The sequence below is a fragment of the Sunxiuqinia dokdonensis genome, from assembly GCF_001270965.1.
GTDB lineage: Bacteria > Bacteroidota > Bacteroidia > Bacteroidales > Prolixibacteraceae > Sunxiuqinia > Sunxiuqinia dokdonensis.
Genome location: NZ_LGIA01000018.1, coordinates 48,124 through 64,140, shown reverse-complemented (window position 1 = coordinate 64,140; position 16,017 = coordinate 48,124). Strand labels below are relative to the sequence as shown.

Below are 16,017 nucleotides of genomic sequence, written 5' to 3'. Positions count from 1 at the left end.
CTTTTCATCGTTTCCTCTTGTTTGGGTTTCGTGGTGCAAGAACTCAGAAATGCACCTGTCGCCACGACCATTAAAAAAATTAGTTTATTCATTCTCGTTGGTATTTAGTGTTGTTGTTGTTGTCAAATGCATAGTCGCGTTCGACCAGGGCAATTCGTGTCGTATAGTATTTATACCATCGCTCCTGTCCCATTCGCTGGGCAAACAGGTGATCAGCATTCATTTTCCAGCTTTTTATTGAGTCCATATCCTTCCAATAAGAAACGGTAATTCCCAGTTCATTGCGGGCCGACTCCATTCCCAGAAATCCATACTGTTGCCGTGCAAGCTTCTCCATTTTTTCGGCCATTTCAGCGTATTCCACATCATCAACAGCCGTTCTCAGCGAGCTAAATATTACAGCATAATACGGAGGCTGGGGAGTTTGTGCAATCATATTGATCGTAGTTGTTGTGACACAAGCTTCAGTCATAGTTTTTTAATTATCCAAGCTAAAGGAAATAAGGTTCTGCCAGTCCTTTGGCCACCAGCAAATCATTCAGGCAGTAAAAATCTCCAATCGCGCGGATGCTTTCGTGTCCGGCCAATAATTCCTCGGGAACCCGAATGTATATGACGACCAGGTATCGACCGTACTTTCCTTTGCTGTCCTTGATGGTTTCCACCACAGCCAATGTTCCTTTTCGAATGAGTGATTTGACAAAGTCGGAAGCAGCCACTCCAAGCAAGTATTCATCTGAATCTTTTTTCACACCATATACTTCCGGTGTGTCTATGCCATAAAGGCGAACCCGCTCATTGCGAACCCACACACTTAATCCCAGGTCAATGTCAATGTCGTAAGTGTCGCCATCAACTACCCGTTGTATTTCAGCCTGATATTGATACATCGTTTGTTTTTTTAGTTACGAACGATAATTTACAAAAAATGCTGTCAAAACTGACAGCATTTTAAATATTATTTTGGAAGTTGCATTCCCTTTTCTTTGGCCATTTTTTCCAGTCGTTTCTGGAAGTTGGATTTCTTAACCGGCCCTTTCTTTTTATTGGCTTGCAGCTGCGCCCTGATTTTATCTTCATCAATCATATGGCGGAACAAGTACATTTGTCCGATGGTAATGACGTTGGCCAGGAAGTAATAATAACTCAAGCCCGATGAATAATTATTCAAAATAAACAGGAACATCACCGGCATGAGGTACATCATGGTTTGCATGCCCGGCATTTGCTGGCTGGTTGCCGCCTGCGAATTCATTTTCGTTGAAATAACCGTTGTGATCGTCATCAGCAAACAAAACAAGCTGACATGATTGCCATAGAATGGAATAGTAAACGGCAGGCTCAAGATGGAATCGTAGGAGGACAAGTCGGTGGCCCACAAGAAACTTTCCTGGCGCAATTCAATAGACGTTGGAAAGAAAAAGAACATGGCAATCAGAATCGGGAATTGCAACAACATTGGTAAACAGCCCCCCATCGGATTTACCCCGGCTTTTTTATACAGAGCCATGGTTGCCTGTTGTTTTTCCATCGGCTTGTCTTTGCTAAACTTCTCATTCAGCTCGTCAATCTCCGGCTTCAAAGCCCGCATCTTCGCTTGCGAGATATACGATTTATAGGTGAATGGAAAAACGATCAGCTTGATGAAAACGGTCAGCAATAGAATGATGATTCCAAAATTATCGATGTATTTCCGAAGAAAGTTGAAAGTTGGAATAATCAGGTATTTATTAACCGGGCGAACTACGGCATAGCCCAGGTCAATCAGCCGTTCCAGCGACAAATCATACTGATTGAGCGTGGTGTAATGGTTCGGCCCAAAATAAAACTGCATGCTATGATTTTCCTGCGGACTGCCATCGTAAGGGAAAGCAATATCGGCAAAATAGCGCCCCACATACTTGGGATCATCTTCCAGGTATTCGTAACGCACATCAGCCGTTGGAAACGATTCGTCAGCAATAATGGTAGAGTTAAAAAACAACTGTTTCAAACTAATCCATTTCACCTTGGTTTTTAAGGTTTCTTCACTCGATTTAGCCGCGCTTAGTTTTTCAACATCGTCTTCAAAAAACTTATAACTGATGGTCGTGTAGCGGTCTTCGCCATATTGTGACTTTCGCTCCTGCCGTGGTGCTGCAAATGCCCAGTTAAAGTTCAGGTAATTCGTATTTCTTGATAACAACTCATTCAGGCCGACATTCTTGACATTAAAACCAACCAACCAGGAATTGTAATCCAGTGTGTACTCGTACTCGATGTACCGACCGTTTCCGGCATTCAGTCGCATACTCAGCGTTTGGCTTTGACCGCCATGTTCTTCATTGAATTTCAAACGCCCTTCTTTTCCGATCGGAACTTCGGGACCACTTACAACAATTTGTTCCTGGTTCAAGGAAGGCTCAAAATACAAATCGTCAGTCCGTATACTGCGGTTTTCAGAAAAGAAGTTAAAACCAAACAAATTGTCATCGCCTTCAAACAACATCAGCGGAAGCGAATCGTAAGTTTGATAACCTTTCAGTTCGACCGAATAAATCTTACCTCCTTTGTTTGAAATGGTCAGTTTCATCAGGTTATTTTCCAGGGTAATGAATTGCTCTTCGCCTGAAGCCGCTTGGCCAAAAGCGCCAAATTGATCGGTCGCTTTTTTTGAAACCACAGACGAATCTGGTTCGGTGGCGTCCTCAAGCTGAGCTTCTTGCTCCATTTCCCTAATCTGAGCCTGAGCTTCAGCCTCTTTGGCCCGCGATGCCTCGACCTGTGCAATGGAATCCTGTCTTTTTCTCGCTGCTTCAATCTCTTCTTCCGAAGGTTTATTCAAATAGCTAAATCCAATGAGGATGGTAAAAATCAGAACAATCCCGATAATCGTATTCTTATCCATTCTTAATATTTTTTCTTTATTTAGAGCTTAGTGTTGCTTTTACAAAAGCGACAAATAGTGGGTGCGGATTTAAAACTGTGCTGCTGTACTCCGGATGAAACTGAACACCAATAAACCATTTGTGGCTCATAATTTCTACCGCTTCAACCAAATCCGTATCCGGGTTAATTCCAACGGGTTTCATATCCGATTGCTTAAAGGCGTCGAGGTAATGGTTGTTAAACTCGTAACGATGCCGGTGACGTTCGCGGATCTCGGTTTTTCCGTAGGTTTTATAAAAATTTGATTTCTTATTGACAATGTGGCAATCGTAAGCGCCAAGTCGCATGGTGCCGCCTTTTTCCGAAATGCCTTTTTGGTCCTCCATCAGTGCAATGACCGGAGCCGTGGTTTTATCATTCATCTCCGTCGAGTCAGCACCAGTCATTCCCAGCACATTGCGTGCATATTCAATCACGGCGATTTGCATTCCCAAGCAAATTCCCAGGAATGGAATGTTGTTTTCGCGAACATACTGGGTGGCTTTAATTTTCCCTTCAATTCCACGATGTCCAAATCCAGGTGCGATAATCACGCCATCCAGACCTTCCAACTCCTCTTCAACATTCTCCGGTGTAAGTTCTTCCGAATGAATCCACTTCAAATTGACCTTTGCCCGGTTGGTGGCGCCGGCATGTACCAAAGCTTCTGCAATTGACTTGTAAGCGTCCTGCAATTCCACATATTTACCGACCAGACCGATCTCTACTTCCTGTTCCGGATTTTTGTGTTTCCGCAAGAACTCGTTCCACTCTTTCAGGTCCGGTTCGTTTTTTGCGGGTAGCTTCAGCTTTTTCAAAACGGTCAGGTCGAGCTTCTCTTCCAGCATTTTATTAGGAACCTCATAAATGGTCGGAACATCAATGGACTGCACAACGGCATCAATATCAACATTACAGAAAAGGGCGACTTTTTTGCGGATGCTGATTCCCAAATCATGCTCGGTACGCAAAACCAACACGTCGGGCTGAACCCCATTTTCGAGCAGCATCTTAACGGAATGCTGCGTTGGCTTGGTTTTCAACTCGCCCGAAGCAGCCAGATACGGCACCAAAGTGAGGTGAATGACCAGCGCATTGGAGCCGAGCTCCCATTTCAGCTGGCGAACAGCTTCCACGTAGGGCAAAGATTCAATATCGCCCACGGTACCACCAATTTCGGTAACCACAATATCGTAATTACGCTTATTGCCCAGAAACTTAATTTTTCGCTTAATTTCATCGGTGATGTGCGGAATGATTTGCACGGTTTTTCCAAGATAATCTCCCCGACGCTCTTTGTTGATCACCGACTGGTAGATTCGTCCGGTCGTCACATTATTTGCCTGCGAGGTCGGCACATTCAAAAATCGCTCATAGTGCCCCAAATCCAGATCCGTTTCGGCCCCATCATCGGTCACAAAGCATTCGCCATGTTCATACGGATTTAAAGTTCCCGGATCAACATTAATATAAGGATCCAATTTTTGGATGGTAACAGAATAGCCTCTGGATTGCAATAACTTAGCCAATGAGCTGGCCAAAATTCCTTTTCCTAAGGAGGAGGTCACACCTCCTGTTACAAAGATGTACTTGGTTGCTGACAAAATCGTATAGTTTAATAGTTCCTAAAAACGCACAAAGTTAGTCAATAAAAATTATTGCGCTTTAAATTGGGCTCATTATAATTAGAATTAACCATTAAAAAACCCGCTAAAATCAGCGGGTCAGTTTTCTTGAAGTTAATCTTCGTCGTCCATGGAGTCAATAATATTGATCTTCTCCTTTAGGAACTCGATCTTCTCCTCCGTGTCTTGTATTTTTTTGTTCACATCATCAATCAGCGATTCCGCATTCTTGGTGTTGGCAAAAAATCCGATATTATTGTTCAGTAAAATCAAATCACTTTCCATCTGCTTTAATTTACTGACATATTTGTCGCGTTCGTGGCGCATTTTATTGTTTCCCCTACTTGTTCCGGAAATATTGGAAATTTTTGTTTTGAACTTCAGCAAGCTTCTTTTCTGATCATCAATCTTCAAATTATCGAAATGGGCGTTTACCGCATCACGAAACTCATTTTGAACCGTGTCCTTATCTTTAAACGGAACATGCCCAATGTCCGTCCAGCGACGTTGAAACTCTTTGATATTTTCCAGATTCACATCTTCGCTTTTTGATGGCTTATAATCCTTAACCTCCTCTATCAAAGCTTTTTTAAGGTTTAGATTTTCGATCTGCTCTTCATCAACATGATGAAAATGCTTCGATTTGTTATCGAAAAAGTAGTCGCAGGCTGCCCGAAACCGTTTCCAAATCGGATCGGAATGTTTGCGGGACACCGGCCCGATATCTTTCCACTTTTTCTGGATTCGGATAAATTCATCGGTGGTTTTTCGCCAGTCAGTGCTGTCCTTCAAGGCTTCAGCCTGAACGCACAAATCAGTTTTTAACTGCAAATTATTCATCTGCAATTCTTTGTTCTGCGCATAAAACTCGCGCTTGGCATCGAAAAACTGATCGCAGGCAGTCCTGAATCGTTCGTAAATCCGGTTGTTGTCCTTTTTGGGTGCAAACCCAATGGTACGCCATACTTTCTGAAGTTCAACCAGTTCCCGCGATCTTTTATCCCAATCCCGATGGTTTGTAATCGCCGAATTTACGATCTCCTCTGCCTTTTCGCACAAGGCGGCCTTCGCTTCCAGATTTTTCTTCTGCTCCTGTTTCCGGCCCTCAAAATAACCTTGGTGTTTCTTATTTATTTTGGAAGTAGCTGCTTTAAAACGTTCCCATAATTCCTCTTTTTTATCGCGGGGAACCGGGCCAATTTCGCGCCACTGCTCATGGTATTTCTGCAAGATATTAAAAGCCTTGATCACCGATGGCTCGACCAACAGCTCCTCGGCCTTTTCGCAAAGAACAAGTTTCAACTCCAGGTTCTTTTTCAGATCCAAATCCCGCAGTTCGCGGTTAATTTTTATATAATCGTAGAAATTCTCAACATGGTGGTGATAGGTCTCCCACAAATCCTTCAATTTTGATTGTGGCACCAAACCAATTTCACGCCATTCTTGCTGCAGATCCCTAAATTCCTGAAATGTTTTGTTGATTGATTCCTTGCGATTAACGAGGTTCTTGATTTCATCAATAATCTCATACTTTCGCTGCAAATTTTCTTCCTTCTCATCCTCCAACTGCCGGTGTTGCTTATTCCGAAGCTGTCTGAAATCACGCAACAAGTTCCGCAAATCATCCTCGTAAATCGCATTTGAAGGCTCAAAATCTTCTTCGTTGCCTCCATCTTCGAGAAACTGCTTTTTCTCGGCATCGGCCACAGCACGATGTTTTTTATAAAAATTGATTTTAATGCTGTCGAGATCGGCTTTGATATCTTCGTCTGCATGCTTTTCAAGCAACTCACGCAGGGCATTAATCAACTCCACTTCGTTCAGGGCCGTGTAATCAACCGCTGCACGTGCTGTTTTTTCGGGCGCCTGTTCTGCTGTTTTCTCCTGAATTTTGTCTTCCTCGGCTTTATCTGCAACTGCTGCTGCTTCGACCGGAGAATTACCGGCAACTTCCGCTACCGCCTTTTCTGGTTCCGATTCAGCCTCACCTTCCCGATCAAGCTGATCATCCGGCTCTGCCAATTTCTCGCAACTTTCAGTTTCGGCATCCGAACCTTCGGCTGACGACTCAGGTTGATCAGCTTGGTTGGCCGCTTCAATCGGTGGTTCTTCACGAACGGAATCTCCGTCTTCAGCATCAACTGGCTTTTGTTCTTCAGCCGATTCGGATGGTACCTCAGCTGCAGCTGGCACGTTTTCCAATTCTGCTGCCGATTTTTCTGGTTGCTCCGGCTGTTCTGCCGAACTGGCTTCCGGGTTCGATTCTGGCGTATGAGCAGCACCTTTTTCTTCGGATGTTGCTTTTAACTCATCGTTTGAGTTTTTCAGGTCTTCAGGTGTCATGTAATAAATTTTTAAATTACTAAGTAACTCTCAGAGAATTAGGCTCCCTATTTGCATACGAAAATAGAATATAATGTACGAATACTCAAAGAAATCAGCAATAAAGTAAGAAAAACATCCGATCAGAAACAACAAATGCCACTTATTTAAGTAGCATTTGTTTATGATATCAGACTGAAGCTGATTAGGCAATCTCAATTTGGCGCTTTACCGGTATGGCCTCTTTCTTCTTTTGAATGGTGATTTTAAGTATTCCGTTGTTAACTTCAGCATGAATCTCCTCTTGGTTCAGCTTGTCCGACAATCGGAACTTCTTCTCAAAATTCCGCTTTTCAAATTCGATCCGCGAATATTTCAGTGTTTTGGCTTCTTCGGCGTCAGCATCTTTATCCTCATTGAGTTCACTTTTCACGGTCAAAACATTATTCTCAACAGCAAGCTCAATTTGGTCTTTTGAAAACCCCGGAATCAGAAGTTCCAATGCAATTTCCGTTTCACTTTCCAATACATTGGTCGAAGGGCTATATGCTAATTCAGCCTTCTCCAAACGGTCTGATGCCAAGTTGGTTTTAAAAAAATCATTCAATAAAGAATCTACTGGATTTGTGCGATAAACCGGACGACTAACATTTACTAATTTCATAATTTGTTTCCTCCTTAATTGTTTGTATTGATAATATTTTATTGTTTCTGGCTGTCCTTTTTCAAATTATATTCCAGCTCAAAAAATCGGACAAAACTTTTGCTTCACCTTTGAACAACCAGTCATAATTTCCGAAATTCAATAAAATTAAGTGTCAATATGGCATCTTATACACATAAATAGATATTACAAACGAAAAAATCACCGCTTTGAATTTGCTAAATGTTGCTACTTTTGCACAAAATTTACAATCATGCGCATCGATATCTTAACGGTTGTTCCGGAATTATTGGAAAGCCCGTTTAATCACTCCATCATCAAAAGAGGAAAAGAAAAAGGTTTGGTTGAAATACACGTGCACAACATCCGTGATTTTTCTACCGACAAACATAAGCGAACCGATGATTACGCTTTTAGCGGCGGTGCCGGCATGGTAATGACGATTCAACCCATTGAAGCGGCGATCGAACATCTAAAGGCGCAACGCCACTACGATGAAATTATTTACACCAGTCCCGACGGTGAGCAATTCACCCAGGGAATCGCCAATCAACTGTCACTAAAAGGAAACCTCATGATTCTTTGCGGTCATTACAAAGGTGTGGACCAACGCGTTCGCGAACATCTGGTTACCCGTGAAATTTCGATTGGCGATTACGTTCTGACTGGTGGAGAATTGGCCGCAGCGGTGATGGCCGACAGCATTGTCCGGCTGATTCCAGGGGTAATTTCGGACGAAACATCGGCGCTGACCGATTCGTTTCAGGACAACCTGCTGAGTCCGCCTGTTTACACACGGCCTGCCGACTACAAGGGCTGGAAAGTGCCCCATGTTTTGATTAGCGGCAACGATCGAAAAATCAACGAATGGAAAGAAAAACAGGCCTACGAACGCACCAAACAACTTCGCCCCGACCTGCTCAAAGATTAAGTGCGACGGCAAATGACATTGTACGGACACATGCGGCATTTTCGGTCATCTTCAGTTTGATTGTAAACCTGCCCTACGCTAAACATCTCATTGAGCAGCTCCTCCAAACTCAAGCGAAAATCGCCTTCAACATCGCGATAATTTAACGGATGACCTTGGAAGATGACCTCGGGATGAAATTCATCATGGAAGAAATCATCAATCTTATAAATTGTCGGTAACAAATCGCCGGCTCCGGTTGAACGCCTGAAAATTTCGGAATAAACCAGCGTTTGAAAAATTTCTTTGGGTCGATTGCTGCCATCACGCTCGTAAAACTGGGCGACATCTTTAAAACTCAGGCTCAAGTGGCGTCCGGTTTTGTAGTCGATAATCCGAATACCTTGCGGGGTTTCATCAATCCGATCAATCGTTCCACCCAACAAAATTTGTTGCTTGCCGTTCCCGGCCGCCACATCAAAGGCGGACTCGTATTGGCCTTCCAAAGCAATAACCTTAAAAGGAGCAAATGCCAAATCGTTCATCAACAACTGGTTCAGGTATGTCTCTAAATGATCCTTTACCAGAATATTTTTACCGCTTATCCTCACCTCGTTCAACTCCTTATCCTTGTAATATTCTTTGGCGAAGGCGGCGCGGATGACCTGTTCCAATTTTGCCTTATTGACCAGCAAAGCTTTTAAATGATCTTTCTGCACTTCTTTCCCAACAAAATCGCGGTAAAGCAATTCCATGGCGTAGTGAAAGAGGTTGCCGAACAAGCGCGGATCCACATCTTCCAGCACATCGTCCGACTCTTTAATAAAGGCAATGTGTTTAAAATAGAACTTCAATTTACAATCGAGGTAGGTATTCAGGGCACTTGGGCTCAGCTTACGCGTGGTGTAATTTCGCAGCAATTTTTCCTGGTGGGCCGCGGTGGCCGGAATAGCAATGGGCCTGTTTCCGGACGATTTAAAATTGAAGTCGAAGTAATATTCTTTCGGTTTGGCTTCCGAATCATATTTCAACTGAAAAAGGTACCGGCTCATTTCGCCCGAATTTAAACCATCGGTGGCTGAGTTATACACCAGCACCACTTCTTCGGCGCGATGCAACAAGCGATAAAAGTAGTAGGCATACATGGCGTCGTGCTCTTCGTAAGCCGGCAGTCCAAAGGCTTTTCGCAAATGATAGGGAATAAACGAATGCACGGGTGTCGACTTGGGCATTTTACCTTCGTTGACCGAGAAAAGCACCACCTTTTTAAAATCCAGCAGGCGCGTTTCCAGAAAACCCATGACCTGCAATCCGGTTAGCGGCTCCCCTTCAAAAGGAATAGACACCCGCTGCAAATGCTGAATGAGCAAGCGGAAAAACAAGGGCAACGAAATCTTCGGGCCAGCCAGTTCATCCAGTGTATCCATTAAACGCTGAATGGACAAATAAGCTTGATAAAGATATTCCCCGTCGAGCCGGGCAGGATCTTCTTCGCCACCAGAAAAACGCAAACCCAAATGCCGAATGATCTCCATCAAATAGTCAGCAAAAGTTTTCCAGTTGGCTTGCACAGAAAAGATCAATTCCAATAAAGCATTCCGACTTAGATCGGACTGTGCCACATGGATTTTATTTTTACTTCGAATTTCGGACACCAAGCCTTTGGTTTCGTCGCTGGCAATGAGCTGGTGCTTGAGCAATGCCAGCACCGGACGATGATAAAAAGCAGGCTCACCGTTCAGCTTTCTGCTGTTTTTTTGCAAATCAATCAGCAGCGAAAAAAGGCTGTAAACAGGCGTATTCTGAAGCGCGTAGCCCATGGTAATGTTGATTTGCCTGAAGCGTGCGCCTGCCGAGGAAATAACCGGTACCAACAAATTTTCGTCTGATAGCACCAGTGCCGTATCATCGAAACGGCTGGCCTTGATTTCTTTCTGAAATAAGGCTGAATCATGAATAATTTGCGCCTGTGCCACTTGGCCCGGCACCGAAACCACGCTGATTGTTTGCTTCTTTTGCGCACCGTCGTCGAGTACAAAATCTGCCGGCGACGGAAATTCAACCCGGTTTCGACGGATAAAAAGGCCGGCTTCCTGCGCGGGATCATTCAAAAACTGATCATCGTAATCCCAAAAAAACAGGCTTTTCTCAGCCGCTTGAAAACGTCGAAAAAGCGTATTTTCACATCGATTCAAAGCATTAAAGCCAATAAAGACAAACGGACCGCCGTCCGGCAAATTCTGTTCCCCTTCAGTCAACGCGTCAACCAATTGCCGGTAAACCAGTCCGGTATAACCAAGATTCTGTTGGAGCAACTCCGCACGGAAACGCTGATAAATGGCCGGTAGCTTATTCCAAACGGCCATAAACTTCTCCCGGTTCACCGAGCCTTCCGTGCGGCCCATATTTCCCCAAAAAGCTTCAATGGCTTTTTTCTGTTCTGCTGTGAGGTAATCAAAACGCGTTTCAACTTCTTTGATATCCTTGATATTTCGGAACAAATCGGTCGCATCCAACTGATACTTATCGATATCGTTGAAATCGTTGAGTAAAATTTCGCCCCAGAAGAAAAAATCGTCCAGACTTTCATCATGTCCCGTTTCAGCAGCATACACCCGGTGCAAATGCAGGATCAAACTAATCTGGTCTGATATTTGCATCCCCGACATCCGTGAAACCAATTCATCGATTGTGATCGCTTCGGGGCCAATGATGGGCGATTTCACCAGTTCATTCAGATAGGCATGAAAGAAAACACTGGCACGTCGGCTCGGAAACACCAGCGAAATCTGGTGCAGATCAGAACCGTAGGTTGAATATAAATAGCGGGCAACTTGCGTTAAAAATGGTGTCATGCAGAATTATTTTTGTTAAAGATAATACTTAAATTTAGCCGACCAGAAAAGATTTTGTCTGTCTCTGCTAAATAGATAACACAAAATTAATTAGATGCTGAAATTTACATACGTGAAAGCAATTAATTTATTTTTAAGTTGTATGTTTAAACATTAAAAGTTTATACATATATTTGCATTAGAATTTAAGATGACCTTTTGGTGAAAACAAAAAATAGTACCATTGAAGACTATTAAATATAAGAAAAATGAAAAACGAAAAATGGACAACGGCTGATATTCCTGATCTCACGGGAAAGGTAATAATTGTTACCGGAGGAAACAGCGGTTTAGGCTACGAATCGGTAAAAGCATTCGCTCAAAACGGCGCAGAAGTTATAATGGCTTGTCGCTCAGTTGAAAAGGGCGAAGTAGCAAGGGCAGAAATCATGAAAAATAAGCCAAATGGCAAAATAAAGATTATGCCGTTAGATTTGATGGATTTATCATCAGTAAGGAATTTCACCGATAAATTTAAAGAAAATTACAACCGTTTGGATGTTCTTCTGAATAATGCGGGTATCATGATTCCTCCTTACGGACTGACCAAAGACGGTTTTGAAAGCCAAATCGGGACTAACCATCTGGGACATTTTGCACTCACCGGACTGCTGAAAGACTTAATTGTAAAAACCCCAAAATCAAGGGTAGTTTCTACAAGTAGCATTGCCCATAAAAGCGGAAAGATGGGTTTTAACAATTTTATGTTTGCTAATGGCAACGGTTATACGCCCATGAAAGCATACGGGCGTTCTAAATTGGCAAACCTGCTGTTCATTTATGAACTCCAAAGGCGTTTCGAAGCAAACAACATCAACAGCATTGCCGTTGCAGCGCACCCAGGCGTATCACAAACCAACCTGATGCGATTCATCGAAGGTAAATTCTACTATCGTTTGCTCAAACCGCTGTCTTCGTTTTTTCTTCAAAGCGCGGCAATGGGTGCTTTGCCTCAATTGAGAGCGGCAGTTGACCCGAATGTACAAGGCGGCGATTATTATGGCCCCAATGGTTTTAATGAAATGAAAGGTTCACCCGTAAAGGTTAAATCAATCCCTGCATCGTACAACACCGAAGATGCGAAACAACTTTGGAAATTGTCTGAAAAATTAACTGACATTAACTATAATTTTTAAAAAAATGAGCACACTTACACAAGAAATGAAAGACATGATTGCCACACAGCAGTGTTTCGTTGGAACTGTAGATGCTGATGGTTATCCGAATGTTGCGCCAAAACGTTCAACCCGGGTGTTATCGGACAATTCTCTTATATTTTCAGAAGGTACTGGTGGTGCCACCTATGAAAATATTAAAAGAGGTTCAAAAGTTTCCGTGGCTGTTGTAAACAGGGATATTCTTGATGGATATAGGTTTGTTGGAGAGGCTATTTTACACGAAAGTGGAGATTTATATGAACAGTCGGCTGCCATGTCGGTAAAAATGGGAATGCCCAAACCCAGAGCAGTTGTAGTCATTAACATAGCAGAAATACATACGCTTAAGCCTGGACCTACGGCCGGTAAAAAAATTGATTAGATTAGAATTGATCATGAAATTTTAAAAATTGATAAAACAATGGAAAGTAAAATAGCCAGGGCAATCGGTATGAAGTATTCGCCGGTAGCCGTTTTGTTCACTGATGATAAACCTGAGAACGCGATGCAGTTTAAAGAAGGCCGCTGGGGATGCGTGGTAACTATGTTTATCGCTGCGGCCAAAGGACGCACTGCTGCTTTCGACCGAAAAACTTTTGGCTGCCTCGGTGGAGGAGTCGGATTGGGGTTTGGCAATCAATATGTCAACTTCCCCGGAGGAATTGAGTGTTATATTTCTACCGGGAATAAAGAGTTTGCAAAATCGCCGGAGGCTGCTGGTTTCAGGACATCGACACCCCTCGATGAAGGAGAGGGATATTTCAAATCCCCCAAAATTGCCAAAAAGTTCGTGGATGCCTTGCCTATGACCGAAGTGCCGACAACTTATGTTGTTTTTAAGCCACTGGATCAGTTGACAGAAGAAGAAACCCCTGAAGTGGTGGTCTTTCTGGCCAATGTTGAACAGTTATCAGCCCTGTCTGTCCTTGCCAACTACGAACGAGGAACCGGACAAAGCGTGATCATACCTTTTGGAGCAGGTTGCCATACCATTGGGATTATGCCGTATGCCGAAGGTAAGTCAGCCGAGCCTCGCGCAGTCATTGGGCTGACAGACATCTCTGCACGCCGTCATGTAGATAAGGACATTCTTTCGTTCGCAGTGCCCTTTCCCATGTTTTTGAAGATGGAAGAAAACGTAGATGGTAGTTTTCTGAAAAAGGAAGTCTGGATGAATTTAATGGAAAGGAACAATTAAATAAAACAAAAAAACATGAAGTGGTATCATTATGTAGCAGCGTTTTTTGCAGGAATGTTTCTTGCAAATGCAGTACCCCATTTTGTGAATGGAATTTCCGGCAATCCTTTTCCATCACCATTTGCTGACCCACCCGGACAGGGCCTTTCGGCGCCAACAATGAATGTAATATGGGGTTTGTTCAACATTACAGTTGGGTATTTGCTTTTTAGGTACGGCAAAATATCACATCAAAATAAATTGTCTCTGGTTGTTTTCTTTTTGGGCATAATAACGATAAGCATTATGCTAAGCATTGCCTTTTCAAATAAAGCAACAATGTAAACATTAAAAAGAGAAATATCATGGAATCCGAATTTTATCAGCTAAAAGCTAAAAAGCCCAATGGCGAAATCCTTGAAATGAAAAGCTACAAAGGCAAAACTGTATTGATAGTCAACACAGCTACAAAATGTGGGCTTGCCCCGCAATTTGACGGTTTGGAAACATTGCATCAAAAATATAAAGACAAAGGTTTGGTTGTGTTGGGTTTTCCAAGCGCTCAGTTTTTGAACCAGGAACCCGAAACAAATGAAACCGTGGAAGAAGCTTGCAAAATCAATCACGGAGTAACCTTTCAGCTTACCGAAAAAATTGATGTAAACGGGAAGAATACACATCCGGTATTTGCTTATCTAAAAAGTAAAAAAGGTGGTTTTCTTGGAAATCGCATCAAATGGAATTTTACCAAATTTTTAATCGATAAAAATGGTAATCCGGTAAAGCGTTTTGCCCCGACCGATAAACCGGAAAAAATTGAGGAAGACATTTTGAAATTGATTAACAGTTAGAATACATACAACATTTTTTCAAGGATACGGCGGCCACTAAATACGGCTCGCTGCTCGCGACACCGCGAGCAACTACAATTCCATCGCAATGGATACTAAGTTCCAGTGGCATAAGCAGCTTAATTGCCGCTAAATTTGGAATGGCACTTAGCATTGCCAAATTTATAAACGGTTTTGTCAGTCCACAAGTGGCAGAAACATACCGGAAGAATTTTAAACCATCAGCCGAAAATACTGAACCTCAGGTAATAGTTGCCGTTCAGGTAGTTTGTGCCGAAACCGAAGAAAGAGCAAACCAAATGCGTAAGTTTATTGATTTTGTTTTTGTGCAATTTGAAAAAGGCAATTTCAATGATTTAAAAGATGGAAACTTTATCAAGAATTATAGTTTCTCCCCTTTTGACCAACAAATAATAGAATTACATAAACATTTTATTTTTAAATAATCTACACTTAAAAACAAAAAAAATGAAGTACAGACAATTAGGAAAATCAGGATTAATGGTATCCGAACTTTGCTTAGGAGCGATGAGTTTTGGCGGTGATGGCTACTGGAAAGTAGTAGGTGCTTTGGATTATCCAAGCAGTAAAAAATTAGTGGATATGGCGCTTGATGCCGGCGTTAACTTTTTTGACACGGCAGATGTTTATTCACACGGTCAATCCGAAGAAATCCTTGGAAAAGCCATTAAAGAGAAACGCAATGAAATTGTGCTTGCCACCAAAGTAAGGGGTCGGATGAGCAAGGATATCAACGATGTTGGCTTGTCGCGCAAACACATCATCGATAGCTGTAACCAGAGCTTAAGACGATTGGGTACCGACTACATCGACCTTTATGTGATGCACAGTTTTGATCCGATTACCCCGCTTGAAGAAACTTTGGGAGCTTTATCGGATTTGGTTCATCAGGGAAAAGTGAGGTACATCGGTGCGAGTAATTTCACGGCATGGCAGTTGATGAAAGCATTGGCCGTATCGAAAGAAAATCATTTTGAAAAATTTGTTTCGCTGCAAGCTATTTATTCGCTTATTTCGAGAGATGTAGAATATGAATTGGTTCCTTTGCTCCGGGATCAGGGTCTGGGATTAACGCCATGGTCGCCGCTAGGAGGTGGTTTCTTGTCAGGAAAATACCGGAAAGACAAACCCATGCCCGAAGATTCCAGAAGGACCAATGAACAACAAAACTTTATCCCGATAGATTTGGATAAAGGCTATGCTATTGTTGATGCCCTGGAAGAAATTGCCAACAACCACAAAGCCAGCATTTCGCAGGCAGCATTAAATTATCTGCTCCGAAAACCAGCGGTTTCGTCTGTTTTAATTGGCGCCACCAAACCGCATCAATTGGAAGACAACCTGCAAGCTACAAACTGGGAAATGAGCCCAGAGGAAGTAAGCCGATTGGATGAACTGAGCAAATTAAACCCAATTTATCCGCATTGGATGCTCCAATTTACCTATATGGACAGAACAAGTGTTGAAAATTTCTTTTAATAAATTAAAG

Annotated in this window: 15 protein-coding genes; 8 read left to right on the top strand and 7 right to left on the bottom strand. The window is 42.7% G+C overall.

The features are described from left to right. Positions 1-88 precede the first annotated feature (88 nt). The 6 genes from NC99_RS01885 to NC99_RS01860 form a co-directional block, all read right to left on the bottom strand. Entirely contained in the window at positions 89-472 is a 384-nt protein-coding gene (locus tag NC99_RS01885) for an antibiotic biosynthesis monooxygenase family protein (protein WP_204374868.1), read from the bottom strand. Positions 473-491: 19 nt separating this feature from the next. Next, positions 492-890, bottom strand: coding sequence for a thermonuclease family protein (locus NC99_RS01880; RefSeq protein ID WP_053179269.1), 399 nt, complete (start codon positions 888-890; stop codon positions 492-494). Positions 891-958: 68 nt separating this feature from the next. Then, on the bottom strand, positions 959-2,887 hold the full coding sequence (gene yidC, locus NC99_RS01875) for a membrane protein insertase YidC (protein WP_053179267.1): 1,929 nt from the start codon (positions 2,885-2,887) through the stop codon (positions 959-961). Positions 2,888-2,903: 16 nt separating this feature from the next. Beyond that, on the bottom strand, positions 2,904-4,511 hold the full coding sequence (locus NC99_RS01870; protein ID WP_053179265.1) for a CTP synthase: 1,608 nt from the start codon (positions 4,509-4,511) through the stop codon (positions 2,904-2,906). A gap of 135 nt (positions 4,512-4,646) precedes the next feature. Continuing rightward, positions 4,647-6,875, bottom strand: coding sequence for a DUF349 domain-containing protein (locus NC99_RS01865; RefSeq protein ID WP_082326257.1), 2,229 nt, complete (start codon positions 6,873-6,875; stop codon positions 4,647-4,649). 184 nt (positions 6,876-7,059) lie between these two features. After that, a complete protein-coding gene (locus tag NC99_RS01860) occupies positions 7,060-7,518 on the bottom strand; it encodes an Hsp20/alpha crystallin family protein (protein WP_082326256.1) in 459 nt (152 codons plus the stop codon). Between the two features lie 253 nt (positions 7,519-7,771). Here NC99_RS01860 and trmD point away from each other — a divergent pair, with 253 nt between their 5' ends. Continuing rightward, entirely contained in the window at positions 7,772-8,449 is a 678-nt protein-coding gene (gene trmD, locus NC99_RS01855; RefSeq protein WP_053179261.1) for a tRNA (guanosine(37)-N1)-methyltransferase TrmD, read from the top strand. Here trmD and NC99_RS01850 read toward each other — a convergent pair. Next, positions 8,446-11,283 (bottom strand): PD-(D/E)XK nuclease family protein, encoded by a 2,838-nt coding sequence (locus NC99_RS01850; protein ID WP_053179259.1) that lies wholly within the window; start codon positions 11,281-11,283, stop codon positions 8,446-8,448. The two genes, trmD and NC99_RS01850, sit on opposite strands and share 4 nt — an antisense overlap. Before the next feature lie 248 nt (positions 11,284-11,531). Between NC99_RS01850 and NC99_RS01845 the strand changes: the two genes are divergently transcribed. From NC99_RS01845 to NC99_RS01815, 7 genes are all read left to right on the top strand, one after another. After that, positions 11,532-12,458, top strand: coding sequence for an oxidoreductase (locus NC99_RS01845; protein WP_053179257.1), 927 nt, complete (start codon positions 11,532-11,534; stop codon positions 12,456-12,458). A 4-nt stretch (positions 12,459-12,462) separates the two neighbouring features. Continuing rightward, the gene (locus NC99_RS01840; protein WP_053179254.1) at positions 12,463-12,861 is read left to right on the top strand and encodes a pyridoxamine 5'-phosphate oxidase family protein; all 399 of its coding nucleotides are present in this window, start codon (positions 12,463-12,465) and stop codon (positions 12,859-12,861) included. Positions 12,862-12,900: 39 nt separating this feature from the next. After that, a complete protein-coding gene (locus NC99_RS01835) occupies positions 12,901-13,677 on the top strand; it encodes a DUF169 domain-containing protein (protein ID WP_053179251.1) in 777 nt (258 codons plus the stop codon). Between the two features lie 15 nt (positions 13,678-13,692). Beyond that, positions 13,693-14,001: a hypothetical protein gene (locus NC99_RS01830; RefSeq protein WP_053179249.1), complete on the top strand. Its 309-nt coding sequence runs from the start codon at positions 13,693-13,695 to the stop codon at positions 13,999-14,001. Positions 14,002-14,021: 20 nt separating this feature from the next. Beyond that, positions 14,022-14,507, top strand: a complete 486-nt coding sequence (locus NC99_RS01825) for a glutathione peroxidase (RefSeq protein ID WP_053179247.1) — start codon at positions 14,022-14,024, stop codon at positions 14,505-14,507. A 140-nt stretch (positions 14,508-14,647) separates the two neighbouring features. Further along, positions 14,648-14,953 carry an LLM class oxidoreductase gene (locus NC99_RS01820; RefSeq protein ID WP_053179245.1) on the top strand — a complete coding sequence of 102 codons (306 nt, stop codon included), beginning with the start codon at positions 14,648-14,650 and terminating at the stop codon, positions 14,951-14,953. A gap of 22 nt (positions 14,954-14,975) precedes the next feature. After that, positions 14,976-16,007, top strand: a complete 1,032-nt coding sequence (locus NC99_RS01815) for an aldo/keto reductase (RefSeq protein WP_053179243.1) — start codon at positions 14,976-14,978, stop codon at positions 16,005-16,007. The last annotated feature ends 10 nt before the right edge of the window (positions 16,008-16,017 follow it).